The sequence below is a fragment of the Terriglobales bacterium genome, from assembly GCA_035691485.1.
GTDB lineage: Bacteria > Acidobacteriota > Terriglobia > Terriglobales > Acidobacteriaceae > JAIQGF01.
This window is the reverse complement of record DASSIZ010000049.1, coordinates 1-15470: the sequence shown is the minus strand read 5'-3', so window position 1 is coordinate 15470 and position 15470 is coordinate 1. Positions and strand designations below refer to the sequence as shown.

The following is a 15470-nucleotide window of genomic DNA, read 5'->3' as shown; positions in this document are numbered from 1 at the left end:
TTCCGCATCTCGGGCGTGCCGGGAAGCACGCGATCGTGGGTTTGTTCGGACAAGCTGAAGTCGCCGTTCGCGAAGCGCTGGGCCTGATCCCGCAGGTGCATTCGGATGTGATCGCGGCTGCCGGTGTCGCCGGCATCGTTCGCCTGCACCTGGACGTAGCCGCCGTCGGGCAGAAGACGGAAGTGATGCGTGGTTGCGGTCTGCGAAAAGCCCATCGCCTTCTCGCCGCGCGCGTTCATCATCTCGTGATGCATGGAATCGGAATGCTGGTGCTGCTCTTGCTGCGCTGCCGCGATCAGGCAGCAACCCAGACACGCCATCAGTATTAGCAAAGTTCTGCTTCTCACATTCACCTCGTCGATGAAACTCTTGGTCAGGGATTGAGCCATAGACATTCAGAAACTGGCGACGTTACAAAGTCCTGCCTTGATCTTCTTCTGGGCTGGCGTTCATTCGTACCGCAGCGCCTGCACCGGATCGAGCTTGGCAGCGCGTGATGCGGGATAAATGCCCGAACCCAGGCTCACCACCACCGCGAATGCCAGCGCCGCCGCTACCAGCCACCACGGCACCGACCAGAATCGCTCCGGCGTCATGTCCATGCGCTTCAGGTAAAAGTTGGTTCCGGCGTTGATGACGCGGCCGATCGCCCAACCGAGGCTGACGCCCACCAACCCTCCCAGGAAGCCCATGACGCCTGCTTCCGCGAAGAACAACGCCTTGATGTCGCCGTCGCCTGCGCCCACGGCCTTCATGATGCCGATCTCGCGCCGCCGTTCCAGGATCGCCATCACCAGCGTGTTCACGATTCCCAGCAGTGCCACTGCCAGCGCCAGGCTTCCGAAAATGCCGAGAAACATGTCGAGAATGGTGAAGAAGCGGCGCAGGCTGCGCGTCGCGTCCAGCAGCGAGAACGTCGAGAAACCCATCTGCTTGATCGCGTCTTCGGCCGGCTGCACTTGCGACGGCGTGTCGATCCGCACGGAGAGCGCAATGTAGGCCCGCCCGTGATACGAGGTGCGCACCATCTCGCGCAGGTCGGAGCCCAGCATCACGTTCATGCTGTTGACCAGCCCGGTCGGCACATAGACGCGTGAGCGCGACATGCCTCCGAACCCTGCGGTGGCGTCGTGCTCGGTGATGCCGACAATGCGCAGCGTCTTTTCGCGGCGCGCTACCGAGAACCCCGAAGCCACCAACTCCCCGACCGTGCTTGCCTCCTCGTTGGGTCCCTTCGCCGGCGCACCGGTGCTCCCCTGCGTTTCGCCGCGCTCGGCGTATTGCACGATCAGCGGTTTGCCGATCAGCGCCTTGGGATCGGGATCGAGTTCCTTGGCGAACTCGGATTCGAGAATGACTTCATCAGCATTGGGCGCGGAAAAAAATTTCCCCGTCATGCCGTCAAACGCCTCGCGATCCCGCGCCGAAGGGGGCAGCGCCGCGACCATCGTGAACCGTGACTTGTCCCCATATCGAAGCTCGGCCATGAAGCGCATTTCCGGATTCACTTCCGCGACGTGCGCGAGCTTTTTGATGTCGTCCACCGCGACGTCATCGAGCGGACGCGCCGGCGTAGTGGGCTGGTTGCGGCGCGAGGGTCCGCGATCCAGGTCGCGCGGCATGACCACGACGGTGTTGAAAAGTCCGGACCGGGTAAGGCGTCGGTTTGCGAGTTGCTGCAGTCCGATGCCAAGCGAAAGCATGGCCACCAGTGATGCCACGCCCACTGCGATTCCCACCGTGGTCAGCGAGTTGCGCAGCACCGATTCGCGCAGGTTGCGGGCCGCGAGTTCGACTACATCGTGCGCCTTCATGGCTCACTCCGCTCGGCTTGCGCCGCTGCCGGCTCGGCGCGCGTGTCATCCACCAGGCGGCCGTCGGCGAGCGTCAGGATGCGCTGCGCATAGCGGTCGGCAAGCCCGCGCTCGTGCGTCACCAGCAGGACCGTGAGGCCCTGGCGATCATGGCACTCGCGCAGGTAGCTCATGATCTCTTCGCCGGTGCGGCTGTCGAGATTTCCGGTCGGTTCGTCGGCAAGCAGCAGCGCCGGGCGATTGACCAGGGCGCGCGCGATGGAAGCACGCTGCTGCTCGCCGCCGGAAAGCTCGACCGGGCGGTGCGCAACCCGCGCTGACAAGCCGACGCGCTCAAGGGCTTCCTGGGCGCGAGCAGCGCGCTCGCCGCGCTCCACCTCCGCGAACCGCATCGGCAGCTCGACGTTCTCCAGCAGCGTCATGCTGGGAATCAGATTGAAAGCCTGGAACACCATGCCCACGGTGAAGCGCCGGTAGCGCGCCAGTTCTTCCGGCGGCATCTGCGCCAACTCGCGGCCGTTCACCTGCATGGAACCGGAGGTCGGCCGGTCGAGACCCGCAATCAGGTTCAGCAGCGTCGATTTCCCCGAACCCGAAGCGCCGAGCAAGGCAACGAACTCGCCCTGACCGATGTCGAGCGAGATTCCATTGACGGCGCGAATGCGCGTTTCGCCCATGCGGTATTCGCGGACCAGGTCGCGGGCCTTAATGGAGCTGGACATCACTGGTATAGACGGTTTCTCCATGGTGGAGTTTCGCCCGACGCTCATATCGTGAAACGCTCGCCCCAGCGGCTGGTCTTCCAGTTGTCCTTGGCTGTTGTGGCACGTATCCATGGCGGCAACTCGATCAAAAGGTATTCCGCCAGCGCCGCCACGTAGGGCTCATACAAGCTACGAAATTTGGCGAGCCGTTGTTCCGTCTCCGGGGTGAGGCGCAGCTGAATTCCCGCCTCCGCCAGCAAAACCCGAAGCGCCTCCAGCGATTCACCCGTAAGACGAGGCTGCGCCGGGTCGCGCGGCGGCGTATTGAACACCTGCGCCAAGTCAACCACGGCATGCCGCGCCATGGCGAACGTAAGCTGCGCCTGGCGGGCGGGCGCGCCCTCAATGCCGACCTGGCACAGCGCGGTCGCGTCCAGAATGGCGGTGAGAGCCGAGATCCAGGATTGATTGTCGTGTTGCGAGCGGAAGTAGCCGAGCACGGGATAGGAAATGTGGCTTTCCAGCATCTCCGCCGCCGAGTGCTCCCACTCGTGCAGGATCTCGCGCAGGTTGCCGTCCTCCGGATTGCTATTCCGGCGCAGCAATTCAGCCGCGGTGGGAGGAGTGCCGGCGCGCCCGTCAAGCAGCGCCACGTTCACTTCGCGTTGTGAAAACCCCTGGTACAGCACGGGCAGGTAGCTGATCACCAGGGCAAGAAATCCAAGCCCCATTCCGCATTCCACCACCGCCAGCGCGCGCGCCACGGAGGCACGCGGCGTGACGTCTCCCAATCCGAGCGTAAAAAACGTGCTGCCGCTGAAGTAGAGGTCGGTAAAGAAACTGCGATTGAAACCCTGGCCTTCGACGGCGGACCCGGCCGCCCACTGCAGCAAGGCAAAACCGAAAATGAGTCCTACCGCCCAGAGGGCGATCAGCAGCAGCAGCGACATGGGACCGTAGAGCGCGAGCAGGCTTTCGCGTCGCCGGATGTTTCCGATGTGACGCGCAATGGCGGAAAACGGCTTCCAGGAGTAGCGATAGAAACCCCGGGTCAACCGGAAGCGGCGGGTGACGCGGCGGGGCAGGATAACGGTCTCAAAGGCCTCAACCAGGACCAGGACCACGATGATCGCGCCCAGGATGGCGGCCAGGACAATCATCCGTGCATGGTAAATGTTGCAGCGGTAGCGCGCCAATGCGGATCAAAATAGTTTACCTTCAGCCTGTTGTTTCCGGAGGACGGGATGAAATGGATCACGCGCAGCAACGTCAAAGTGGACCGGGTGGCGTGCCCCTGGCTGATCCGGCGGTTCGTGGATCCGCAAGCGGAGTTCCTCTTCGTAGAGCCGGCGCGATTGCTGGAAGTCGCCGAGCGCGAACACGCGACTCCCTTCGATGCGCCCGGCATGGCCGCGGTCAAGCTTAACCATCGCGGGGAACGCTGTTCCTTCGAGGCCATCCTGCAGGATTACAACTTACGGGACGGCGCCCTGCAGCGGCTGGCGCTGATCGTGCGCGCTGCCGACGTCAAGGGCCAGGAGCAGGCCGCGCCGGAAGGAGCCGGTCTGCGCGCCGTGGCCCACGGGTTTGCGGCGCTTGGCATCTCCGACGAAGAACGCCTGGCGCGTCAATTCCCTGTTTACGACGCGCTCTATCGCTACGCACAGGAATGAAGTCAGCCGGATGAGTCCGCGCCGCGACCTGCTGCTGATTTACGCCGCCGCCTCCCTGCGTTCCGGGGGGACCGGCGTGATGGGCGTATTGCTGGGCGTTTACCTTGCCCAAGCTGGGCTGTCTCCCTTGAGCATCGGCGTGGTGGTTTCCGCGGGACTGGTCGGGATCACCGCGGCAACCGGGCTGCTGACGCGGCGCGCCGACCGCTTGGGGCGGCGTCGAACGCTGGCTGCATTAGCCGCCTTGACCGCGCTCGGAGGCATAGCGCTGGCGATCACCACGCGCACCTCGCTCCTGCTGCCGCTGGCCGTCCTGGGCATGATCAACGGTACAGGCACGGACCGCAGCGCAGGTTTTGCGCTCGAGCAGGCGGTCATCCCCGGTTTAACAACGGCGCAAAAGCGGACCTGGGCGCTCTCCTGGTACAACGTCGTGCTCGACAGCAGTGGCGCCCTGGGAGCGCTGGCGGCCGGCCTGCCCGCCCTTTTTCACGCGCGATTGGGGATCGCGGCGCAGGACGCCTACCGGCTGATGTTTCTTGTCTATGCGGCGGCCAACCTTGCGGCGGCAGCGCTGTATGCTGTGCTGACCCCGACGGTTGAAATTCATGCCACAACGAATTCTGCCCATGCGGAAACAGCGGTGTCCGCGGATACGCGGAGCCTGGTCGCGAAGATGGCTGCGCTGTTCGCGATTGACAGTTTCGGTGGAGGCTTTCTCACCGATGCCTTGGTCTCGTACTGGTTCTTCCATCGCTTTGGAGTGTCGGTTCAGGCGCTCGGCGTAGTGTTCGCCATCGTGCACGTGCTGAACGCGCTGTCGCACCTCGGCGCGGCGTGGCTGGCGCAACGGATTGGACTCTTGAATACGATGGTGTTCACGCATCTGCCCTCAAGCGTGTTCCTGATCCTGGTGCCGTTTGCGCCGACGTTCCACCTCGCGGCCGGGTTGTTCTTTCTGCGCGAGGCGCTGGTAGAGATGGACGTGCCGTCGCGGCAATCCTACGTCGCCGCGGTGGTGGGGCCGCACGAGCGCACCTACGCCAGCAGCGTCACCAATGTGACCAGAACCTTGATGTGGGCCGCGGGATCCACCTTCGCCGGCATGTTTATGCAGAACGTGGCTTTCTCGGCGCCGCTGATCGCGGGCGGATCGCTCAAGATTTTTTATGATGCGCTGCTCTACCGCGCGTTTCGCAAGCTGAAGCCGCCGGAGGAACGCGGACATTCGTGATTCTTGTTCTTCACTGCGCCTTCGAAGGCGCCTGTGCCATGCGCAACTTATATCGCTGGACTTTGCCGGTAGCGGTCTTGGGCAATTCAGGAAGAAATTCCACCCAGCGTGGACGCTTGTAGGGTGCCAGTCGCGCGGCGACAAAATCCTCCAACTCGGTGGCGAGTTCGGGCCCGGCCATCCGGCCCCGAGACAAGACGACGAAAGCGACCGGTTTGACAAGCTCGTCCTGGTCCTTGCGCGCCACTACCGCCGCCTCCAGCACCGCCGGATGCTCCACCAGCGCGCATTCAATTTCTGCCGGGCTCACCCAGACGCCGCTCACTTTCAGCATGTCGTCAGCGCGGCCCGCATACCAGAAGTACCCATCCTGGTCCTGGCGGTATTTGTCGCCGGTGCGCAGCCAATGGCCGTCGATGGTCTCCTTGGTCTTTTCGTGCTGGTTCCAGTAGCAGGCGCAGACCGCATCGCTCCTTATATAAAGGTTGCCGATGTCCCCGGCGGGAACAGGATGGCCATCATCGTCGACGATCTTGGCGTCCATCCCGGGAATCAGTTGCCCGCTGGAGCCGGCTCGGGCTGCCCCGGGGCGATTCGCGATGAACATATGCAGCGCTTCGGTGGAACCGATGGCGTCCAGGATTTCGACGCCGAAGCGCGACTTGAAGCGCTCGTAGATCGCGGCCGGCAGAGACTCGCCCGCCGATACTCCGTAGCGGATGCTGGAGAGATCGAACTCAGCTCCTGCCCGGCTGTGCGCCAGCAGCGCGGCATAGTTCGAAGGCACGGAGAAAAAGAGCGTGGGCTGGCGCCGCTCAATGACGTCGAAGACGCTCCCGGGATTGGGCGGCCCAGGCAACAGGATACTCGTGCCGCCCGCCGAGAGTGGAAAATACAGTCCGTTGCCCAGTCCATAGGCGAAGAACAGCTTGGCAACGCTGAAAAAACGATCACGTTCGGTGATATTAAGAATCTGCTTTGCGTAAAGCTCGGACGCCACCACCATGTCGTGCTGCAAGTGCACGCACCCTTTCGGAGGTCCGGTGCTGCCGGAAGAATAGAGCCAGAACGCGGGATCGTCCTTGGAAGTAGGTGCTGGGCCCAGCTCGGGAGATTGCGCGCTGATTAACTCTGAATACGAATGCGTGCCGTGGACGGGATCGCCAATGACCACCACGTGCTCGAGAAAAAGAAGCCGGTCTCGCGGGATTGCCTTGATCTGCGGCAGCAGCGCCTCGCTGACCATGGCGACGCGGGCGCGGCTGTCGTTGAGCAGGTACTCGTACTCGTGGGAGCGCAGCAGGGTGTTGACCGGGACCGGCACAGCGCCGATCTTGATCGCGCCGAAGAAGCAGGCCGCGAAATCGGGCGTGTCCAGGAGCAGCAAAAGAACGCGTTCTTCGATGCGAACGCCCAGCGACCGGCGCAGGGCGTTGCCGACGCGGTTTACGCCAGCTGCCAGCCCGCCATAGGTGACGCGATCGTCCCCGCACTCGATCGCGACCTTCTCGGCCCGGCTCTCAATGTGGCAATCAATGAAATAGGAGGCGGCGTTAAAGCGGTCGGGAACAGACAACTTCATGCGGGACGGGCAGACGGCGTGGCGGAATTCAACTCGCGCGCCAGGTTGTCGAAAGTATCGCGAATGTTTTTCTGCGCCGCCGCTTCCACCAGGCGTCCGCCCACCGAGGCCAGCATGCCTCCCACCTTCGCCTCGCCGGTAAAACGCACGATCGTGGTGGCGTCGCCGTTTCCTTCCAGTTCGACGCGGCCGACGCCCTCCACGAAACCGGCGGTGGACTTGGAATTGGAGGTCAGCGTGTAGCTTTTTTCCGGGACAATGTCAGTAAGCGTGATGTCGCCGTGGAATGTTCCCTTCACCGGACCGACGCCTGCCTTGAGCACGGCGCGATATTGGTGGGGCGCCTTTTCTTCCAGCGACTGGCATCCGGGAATAGCTCGCTGCAGCACCGCCGGATCCAGCAGTTTGCTCCATACGGCATCCAGCGGGGCGGCAATGGTGTAGGAGCCTTCAAGCTTCATGGAGATTCGAGTTCCCCGGTCGAGCTTCGGTTTCGGTTTATTAGGTCTGAGCCTCGTTGCCGGGCCGCTCGCCGCGCCCGGATCAACGACATCACTTCTTCCGAGGTGCGACGCACTCCTGCAAAGCGCGTCGCGTGTAAACCCGCGCCAGGTGGCTGCGATACTCGCTGGAGGCGAAATAATCGCCGAGGACGTCAACCCCGTCAGCGGCAAAATCGCACGCGGACGGAATCGCGCTCGCGGGCTGGCCCGCTAGCGCTTTCTCGACCGCCTTGGCGCGATAGGCATTCTGCGCCACTCCGGTCATCCCCACCGCGGCGCTCTCGATCGTGGTCCCGCGCATTTTCACCAGCACGGCCACCCCGACCACCGCCATGCCCGACGCCGGGTGCGCGAATTTCTTGTAGCAGGTGGCGGCCGGCGCGGTCACCGGCACGCGCACTTCGGTAATGACCTCGTCAGCGGCAAGCGCGGTGGAGAACAGGCCGGTGAAAAAATCGCGGGCCGGGATGATGTGCTCGCCCCGCGTGCTCATGGCGATGACCTCGGCGTCGAGCGCCAGGATGGCGGCCGGGTAATCGGCGGAGGGATCTGCGTGCGCCAGGCTTCCCCCGATGGTGCCGCGATTGCGCACCTGCAGATCGCCGATTTCGCGCGCCGCCTGCTGCAGCAGTGGCGACGATTTCAGCAGCAGCGTGGAAGCGGCCACTTCCGCATGCGTGGTCATGGCGCCGATGCGCACGTGGCCGCCGTCTTCCTTTATATAGGAGAGACCGGTCACGCGCGAAAGGTCCACCAGCAGCGCCGGCGATGCCAGGCGCAGCTTCATGGCGGGCAGCAGGCTGTGTCCGCCGGCGAGCAGCTTGGCGTCCTCGCGCGAGGCCAGCAACGCGAGCACTTCGTTGAGTTCGCGTGGCGATTCGTAGTCGAAGCTGGCGGGGATCATGCGCGTCTCCCTGGCTTCTTCGTGCTCTTGGAAGCAGCGGCGGCCGACTTCGCGGTCGCCGAGGTTTCGTGGCCGGGCTTGCTGTGCGCGTCGTGGACGGCGCGCCATACGCGCTCCGGCTTGAGCGGCATATCGATGTGCCGAACGCCGAAGGGCGTGAGCGCGTCGCAAACCGCATTGACCACAGCCGGCGTGCAGCCGATGGTGCCCGCTTCGCCCACCCCCTTCACGCCCATGGGATTTACCGGCGATGGCGTGCAGGTGCGGGACAGCGTTAGGTCGGGGATGTCGGGCGCCCGCGGGAGCGCGTAATCCATCAGCGTGCCGGTGACCAGTTGCCCATCGCTGTTGTAGATCACTTCCTCGTAGAGCGCCTGCGCCATGCCCTGGACGATGCCGCCGTGGACCTGGCCTTCGACCAGCATGGGATTGATCACGTTGCCGCAGTCATCCACCGCTACGTACTTGTCGAACTTGATTTCGCCGGTTTCGACGTCCACCTCGCACGAGATCACGTGCGCGCCGAAGGGGAAGGTGAAATTGGAGGGCTCGAAGAAGTGTGTCGCCTCCAGCCCCGGTTCGATACCGGCGGGCAGAGACTTGGCGGAATAGGCGGCGCCGACGACTTCGCCGAATGCCAAAGATTTCTTGTTGCCCTTCGCGCCAACGCGGCCGTCGTGAAATTCCATCTGCTCGGGTTTGGCGCCCAGCAGGTGCGCCGCGATGGCGGCCATCTTCTTCACCAGTTTTTCGGTGGCGATGAATAGGGCCGTGCCGCCGACAGCGGTGCCGCGGCTTCCGAAAGTGCCAATGCCGTAGGGCACGATCGCGGTATCGCCGTGAATCACGTTGACGTCGTCAGGCGTGATGCCCAGCAGGTCGGCGATCATTTGCGCAAACGTGGTCTCCTGGCCTTGTCCGTGTGGCGAAGCGCCGGTAAGCGCCGTCACCTTCCCGGTTGGCTCGATGCGGACGGTTCCGCTCTCCCATCCTCCCGCCGGCATCGCGGCCGATGGGCCCATGGCACAAATTTCTACGTAGGTGGACAGGCCGATGCCGTAATACTTGCCTTGCTTCCAGCCGGCTTTTTGCCGTGCGCGCAGCTTTTCGTATCCCGAAAGTTCGAGTGCCTGTTTCAGGCTGCGCTGGTAGTTGCCCGAGTCGTAGGTGACCCCGGTCGAGGCGCTGAAAGGAAATTCCGTCGGCCTGGGAAAATTGCGCCGCCGGATTTCCGCCGTGTCCATGTTCAATTCGCGCGCGGCCACATCGATAATTCGCTCGATCAGGTAAGTTGCTTCCGGGCGTCCGGCGCCGCGGTAAGCATCGGTGGACATCTTGTTGGTGAAGACCCCGAGCACCTCGAACTCGATGGCGGGAATCTTGTAGCAGCCGGTGCTCATCAGGCCGGTGAGCGTGGCAATGATGGGCGTCAGCAGCTGGTGATAAGCGCCCAGGTCGGCAAGCACGCGCGTGCGCATGCCGAGAATCGTGCCGTCCTTTTTCAGCGCCAGCTCGACATCATTGATCTGGTCGCGGCCGTGGATGGTGGCGGCGATGTTTTCGCGCCGCGTCTCGATCCATTTCACCGGCTTGCCCAGCTTCATCGCCAGCCACGGCACCACCGCTTCCTCGCCGTACACGTTCAGCTTGCTGCCGAAGCCGCCGCCCACCTCGGGAGCAATCACGCGCACCGAAGTTTCCGGCAAGCCCAGCATGACTGAGATCTGCGTGCGAAGCAGGTGCGGAATTTGCGTGGACGACCAGACGGTCAGCTGCTTTTCTCCGGGCAGGTACTGCGCAACCACGCCTCGGGTCTCCATCGCGATGGGAGCGAGCCGCTGGTTCACCAGGCGCTGCTTGACCACGCGATCGGCGCGCTTAAATGCCGCCGCAACATCGCCCGCCGTGATGACGTGAGTGAACGCGAGATTGGTCTTGAACTGGTCATGAACCAGCGCCGCCGGGGAGGCCAGGGCCTTCTCCAGGTCAACCACGGCGGGCAGCGTCTCGTACTCGATGTTGACCAGGTCGGCGGCGTCGCGCGCGGCGTAAGGGCTCTCGGCAACGATGGCCGCAACCGGTTCGCCGACGTAGCGCACCTGGTCCTTGGCCAGCACGTAATGATTGGGGATTTTCAGTCCTGGCAAGGTGCCGGCGCAGGGTACGCAGCCGATGCCCGCGACCTCGGAGTGTGTGACCACCATCACCACCCCGGGTGCGGTGCGCGCGGCCTCCACATCGACCGAAACGATCCGGGCATTGGCGTGCGGCGAGCGCACGAAGACGCAATGCAGAAGATCGGGCAAGCGGAGGTCGCCGACGTAGTGGCTGATCCCCTGGATCAGGCGAGGGTCTTCCTTGCGCTTGAAACGCTGCCCGCTCCATTTTCCGTCGGCAACTGCCGCGCCGCTGCCTCGTCCCGGAGCTGCTTTGCCGTTCGGCTTGGATCGAGTCGCCATGGCCGTGTCCTACTCTTTGCCCGCGGCGGCGGCCGAGCGCCGCGTCTTCTTGCGGGAGGCGGACCGCACCGCGCTCACGATGTTCTGGTAGCCCGTGCAGCGGCACAGGTTGCCGCTGATCCCCTCGCGAATCTCCGCGTCGCTGGGAGCGGCATTGCGCGCCAGCAGATCGTTAGCGCACATGATCATTCCCGGCGTGCAGAAGCCGCATTGCAGCGCGTGCTCTTCCCAAAAACTCTCCTGCAGAGGATGAAGGCCCTGCGCGGCCAGCGCTTCGATGGTCGTAACTGCATGGCCATCCGCCTGAACCGCGAGCACCGTACACGATTTCACTGCGTGGCCATCGAGCAGTACCGTGCAGGCGCCGCACAGAGACGTCTCGCATCCGATGTGCGTACCGGTGAGCCCGGTGACTTCGCGCAAAAACTGCACCAGCAGCATGCGCGGCTCAACCTGGGCGCGGCGCTCCACGCCGTTGACAATGATTTCCACGGATCTCATCAGGCCCCCCACAGGCTGGCCGGGCGAATGGCTTCGCTCGTTGGGCGGCAACGATAGCAGACTCAGAGGGTTGAGTACAAGCCAGTCAGGCCACTGGTGCGTTGTTCATCGCGACGTCAACGCAACCAGGGCGGCTGCCCGTGCCCGGCTTCGTAGGCGGTAATTTCCGCCTCGTGCTGCAAGGTGAGGCCGATGTCGTCCAGGCCTTCGAGCAGACAGTGCCGGCGGAAATCGTCGATGTCGAACGCCGCCGAAAAGCCCTGCTCATCCGAGACCCGGCGAAGCTCGAGGTCGATGGTCAGATGATGGGGAGCGCGATCCTGTGCGCGCCGCATCAGTTCCGCAACTTGTGTTTCCGGAAGAGTGATGGTCAGCAGTCCGTTCTTAAAGCAGTTGGTGGCAAAGATATCGGCAAACGAGGGAGCGATGATGGCGCGAAAGCCGTAATCCGCCAGCGCCCACGGAGCATGCTCGCGCGAGGAGCCGCAACCGAAATTGGCGCCTGCGATCAGGATGCTGGCATTCGCGTAACGCGCATCATTCAAAACGAACGAAGGATTCGGACTGCCATTGGGCAACAGGCGCCAGTCGTAAAACAGGAATTCGCCAAAGCCGGTGCGCTCGATGCGCTTGAGAAATTGCTTGGGGATGATCTGGTCAGTGTCAACGTTGACCCGATCCAGCGGCACGGTGACGCCAGTATGTTGGCGAAATGGTTCCACTGCTTCCCTCGTCGGCTCAAGCCGCATATCAAGTTTCAGACCGCGACCGCAACCTCGCGGAACTTCCATTCGCGAATGTCCACGAAGTGTCCGGCGATGGCTGCGGCAGCGGCCATTTCCGGGCTTACCAGGTGGGTGCGCCCGCCGCGTCCCTGGCGGCCTTCAAAGTTGCGATTGCTGGTGGAGGCGCAGCGCTCGCCGGGCTGCAGCACGTCAGGATTCATGCCCAGACACATGGAGCAGCCGGCCTCCCGCCACTCGAAGCCGGCTTGGCGGAAGATGGCGTCCAGGCCCTCGGCTTCCGCGGCAGACTTCACCGCCTGCGAGCCGGGAACAACGAGCGCGTGCACCTTGGGATGAATGCGGTAGCCGCGGATCACGCGCGCGGCCGCGCGTAGATCATCGAGGCGCGAATTCGTGCACGACCCGATGAAAACGCGGTCAATGGCAATGTCCTGGATATGCGTCCCGGGCTGCAGCGCCATGTATTCCAGGGCACGTTCCCATGCCCTCCGTTCGGCGTCGCTTTTCGCGGCCGATAACGCGGGCACACGCTCGGTGACGGAGGTCACCATGCCCGGGTTTGTCCCCCAGGTGACGAAAGGAGCCAGCGTTGTGGCATCGATATCAACCGTCGTATCAAACACGGCGCCGTCATCGCTGGGGAGGGTGCGCCAGTAATCGATCGCCTTCGCGATGTCGGGACCCGGGGGAGCGAAACGGCGTCCGCGTATCCACGCAAAGGTGGTTGCATCGGGTGCGACCATCCCGGCGCGGGCGCCCGACTCAATGCTCATGTTGCAGAGCGTCATTCGTTCGGGCATCGAGAGCGCAGCGACGGCTTCGCCGTCGTACTCGACCACATGCCCGCTGGCGCCGCCGGTACCGATCTGGCCGATGATGCCCAAGGCAAGGTCTTTCGCGGTGACGCCCGGCCCTAATCGACCGTGGGTGCGGATTGCCATCGTGCGCGGCTTCTGCTGAGGCAGAGTTTGGGTGGCCAGCACGTGCTCGACTTCCGAAGTACCGATGCCGAAAGCCAGCGCGCCGAATGCGCCGTGAGTGCTGGTGTGACTGTCCCCGCACACGATCGTCATGCCCGGCTGCGTCGCCCCCAGTTCCGGGCCGATGACGTGCACGATTCCCTGCTCCGGCGCGTCGATGTCGAAAAGCCGGATGCCGAATTCGGCACAATTCTTGCGCAGCGCTTCCACCTGCCGCGCGGCAACCAGATCCGAAATCACATTGCGCGGCGATGTAGTGGGAACGTTGTGGTCCACGGTGGCGAGAATGCGCTCCGGGCGGCGGACGCGGCGTCCGGCGGCGCGCAAGCCGTCGAATGCCTGCGGCGATGTGACCTCGTGCACCAGGTGAAGATCGATGTACAGCAGCGCCGGCTCGCCGGCCGGTTCGCGCACAACGTGCCGGCTCCAAATCTTGTCGAACATGGTGCGGGGTGCTGTCACATTACACCGCGTGGTAGGCGTGCCGCCGGTCGGCAATTCCTGAGAGCGCTTCCACGACGGCGGCGCCCATCTGTTCGGTAGTGACCGGCTGCGTGCGCTGGTCGCGGACCAGGTCGGCGGTTCGATAACCGCGGTCCAAGACTTCGGCAATGGCGGACTCGACGTCGCGCGCTTCCTGCTCCATGCCGCCGGCGTAGCGCAGAAGGAGGGCGGCGGTGGCGATCGCGCCCAGTGGATTCGCGATACCGCGGCCGGCAATGTCGGGCGCCGAGCCGTGAACCGGCTCGAACAGGCCAACCTTGCCGCCGATGCTGGCCGACGCCAGCATGCCGAGCGAGCCGCTGATCACGGCCGATTCGTCGGAAAGTATGTCGCCGAACAGGTTTTCCGTCAGGATCACATCGAAGCGTGACGGGTTGGTGACCAGGTGCATGGCGCAGGCGTCCACGTACATGTGGTCGAGCGCAATCTCGGGAAATTCTCTGCCCACGCGGGTCACAACCTTGCGCCAGAGCTGCGAGGTTTCCAGCACGTTCGCCTTGTCCACTGAGGTCACCTTGCGGCGCCGGGTTCGGGCCTGCTGGAATGCGATCCGCGCGATGCGCTCGATCTCCTCGCTCGAGTAGCGCATGGTATTCAACGCGGCGGTGTCGGACGTGAAGCCCCGCGGCTCGCCGAAGTAGAGCCCGCCGAGGAGCTCGCGGACCACCAGGATATCGGCGCCGCGCACGACGGTGGCGCGGAGCGGCGAGCAGTCTTCAATGGCGCGATAGGAAGCCGACGGACGCAGGTTGGCAAATGCGCCCAGCTCGCGGCGGAGCGCGAGCAGACCGGATTCCGGCTTGCGGTCGGGAGGCAGCGAATCAAATTCCGGTCCCCCGACCGCGCCCAGCAGCACCGCTTCGCTGCCCAGGCACGCAGTGAGTGTTGAGGGGGGTAGGGGAAAACCGGTTTCGCGGATCGCCGCGCCGCCGATCGGCTCGGAACGGAATTGAAAATCGTAGCCGTGCATTTCGGCGATCGCGCGCAGGACGCGCACCGCCTCGCGGGTCACCTCGACGCCAATTCCATCTCCGGGAAGAACCGTGATGCTGAGCTTGGTCCGCATTAGTCCCCAAAGGCCTGTGCAGCGCCTGCGATGGGCGGCGAAGGACGGACACCTCGCCGTGGCAGGAGGGCGATCAAGTCGCGGTCGTAAATATTTTTCTTGCGGTCGGCCAGTTCCGTGAATCGCTGGTACACCGAATCCAGTTCGGCGCCGGCGATCGGATGGCCGAGTTCGGCGTAGCGGCGTGCCAGCGCGTGCCGTCCGGAATGCTTGCCGAGCACGATGCGGTTCGACGGCAGGCCTACCGATTCCGGCGTCATGATCTCGTAGCAGAGCGGATTGCTCAGCACCCCATGCTGGTGAATGCCGGCTTCATGTGCGAAAGCGTTGCAGCCCACCACCGCCTTGTTGGGTTGGACCGGGAAGCCGAGAATGGAGGAGAGCGCCTGGCTCGCCGGGCAAATCTGCTCGCTGCGAATGCCGGTGCTGTACGGGAGGCGGTCGGCGCGGACGCGCAGCGCCATCACGATCTCTTCCAGCGCGGCATTGCCCGCGCGCTCGCCGATGCCGTTTACCGTGCACTCCACCTGCCGAGCCCCGGCTTCTACCGCGGCCAGGCTGTTGGCCACCGCTAACCCGAGGTCGTTGTGACAGTGGACTGAGATAATCGCCTTCTCAATACCGGGCACGCGCTCGCGAATCGTGCTGATCAGCCGCGAGAATTCGCTCGGCACGGTGTAGCCCACGGTGTCGGGAATGTTGAGCGTGGTCGCGCCCGCCTCGATCACGCCCTCCAGTACGGAACACAGGAACTCCGGATCGGAACGGGTGGCATCCTCGGGTGAGAATTCCACGTCGTC

15 protein-coding genes are annotated in these 15470 nt (G+C 64.0%); 2 read left to right on the top strand and 13 right to left on the bottom strand.

Annotated features, from left to right (window positions below):
• From VFI82_06250 to VFI82_06235, 4 genes are all read right to left on the bottom strand, one after another.
• The coding region (locus tag VFI82_06250; GenBank protein ID HET7184267.1) for a hypothetical protein at nt 1-389 on the bottom strand (389 nt) is incomplete at its 3' end.
• 60 nt (nt 390-449) lie between these two features.
• Nucleotides 450-1814: an ABC transporter permease gene (locus tag VFI82_06245; protein ID HET7184266.1), complete on the bottom strand. Its 1365-nt coding sequence runs from the start codon at nt 1812-1814 to the stop codon at nt 450-452.
• A complete protein-coding gene (locus VFI82_06240; protein HET7184265.1) occupies nt 1811-2536 on the bottom strand; it encodes an ABC transporter ATP-binding protein in 726 nt (241 codons plus the stop codon). The genes VFI82_06245 and VFI82_06240 overlap by 4 nt, the downstream gene beginning before the upstream one ends.
• A 44-nt stretch (nt 2537-2580) precedes the next feature.
• Entirely contained in the window at nt 2581-3714 is a 1134-nt protein-coding gene (locus VFI82_06235) for a potassium channel family protein (protein HET7184264.1), read from the bottom strand.
• A 48-nt stretch (nt 3715-3762) separates the two neighbouring features.
• Here VFI82_06235 and VFI82_06230 point away from each other — a divergent pair, with 48 nt between their 5' ends.
• Nucleotides 3763-4191, top strand: coding sequence for a chromate resistance protein ChrB domain-containing protein (locus tag VFI82_06230; protein HET7184263.1), 429 nt, complete (start codon nt 3763-3765; stop codon nt 4189-4191).
• Between the two features lie 10 nt (nt 4192-4201).
• Nucleotides 4202-5425, top strand: coding sequence for an MFS transporter (locus tag VFI82_06225; GenBank protein HET7184262.1), 1224 nt, complete (start codon nt 4202-4204; stop codon nt 5423-5425).
• A gap of 10 nt (nt 5426-5435) precedes the next feature.
• Here the strand turns inward: VFI82_06225 and VFI82_06220 are convergent, their stop codons facing one another.
• The 9 genes from VFI82_06220 to VFI82_06180 all read right to left on the bottom strand — a co-directional run.
• The gene (locus tag VFI82_06220) at nt 5436-7007 is read right to left on the bottom strand and encodes a benzoate-CoA ligase family protein (GenBank protein HET7184261.1); all 1572 of its coding nucleotides are present in this window, start codon (nt 7005-7007) and stop codon (nt 5436-5438) included.
• Nucleotides 7004-7468 carry a carbon monoxide dehydrogenase subunit G gene (locus tag VFI82_06215; protein ID HET7184260.1) on the bottom strand — a complete coding sequence of 155 codons (465 nt, stop codon included), beginning with the start codon at nt 7466-7468 and terminating at the stop codon, nt 7004-7006. Before VFI82_06215 ends, VFI82_06220 begins: the two co-directional genes overlap by 4 nt.
• Nucleotides 7469-7559: 91 nt before the next feature.
• Complete coding sequence (locus VFI82_06210) at nt 7560-8414, bottom strand: xanthine dehydrogenase family protein subunit M (GenBank protein ID HET7184259.1); 855 nt, start codon at nt 8412-8414, stop codon at nt 7560-7562.
• Nucleotides 8411-10873 (bottom strand): xanthine dehydrogenase family protein molybdopterin-binding subunit, encoded by a 2463-nt coding sequence (locus VFI82_06205; protein HET7184258.1) that lies wholly within the window; start codon nt 10871-10873, stop codon nt 8411-8413. Before VFI82_06205 ends, VFI82_06210 begins: the two co-directional genes overlap by 4 nt.
• Before the next feature lie 9 nt (nt 10874-10882).
• Complete coding sequence (locus tag VFI82_06200; protein HET7184257.1) at nt 10883-11374, bottom strand: (2Fe-2S)-binding protein; 492 nt, start codon at nt 11372-11374, stop codon at nt 10883-10885.
• A 116-nt stretch (nt 11375-11490) separates the two neighbouring features.
• On the bottom strand, nt 11491-12096 hold the full coding sequence (leuD, locus tag VFI82_06195) for a 3-isopropylmalate dehydratase small subunit (GenBank protein HET7184256.1): 606 nt from the start codon (nt 12094-12096) through the stop codon (nt 11491-11493).
• A gap of 35 nt (nt 12097-12131) precedes the next feature.
• Entirely contained in the window at nt 12132-13562 is a 1431-nt protein-coding gene (gene leuC, locus VFI82_06190) for a 3-isopropylmalate dehydratase large subunit (GenBank protein ID HET7184255.1), read from the bottom strand.
• A gap of 1 nt (nt 13563) precedes the next feature.
• Nucleotides 13564-14670 (bottom strand): 3-isopropylmalate dehydrogenase, encoded by a 1107-nt coding sequence (gene leuB, locus VFI82_06185; protein HET7184254.1) that lies wholly within the window; start codon nt 14668-14670, stop codon nt 13564-13566.
• Nucleotides 14670-15470, bottom strand: an 801-nt coding sequence (locus tag VFI82_06180) for a 2-isopropylmalate synthase (GenBank protein ID HET7184253.1), incomplete at its 5' end; no start/stop codon positions are given. The genes VFI82_06180 and leuB, both read right to left, overlap by 1 nt.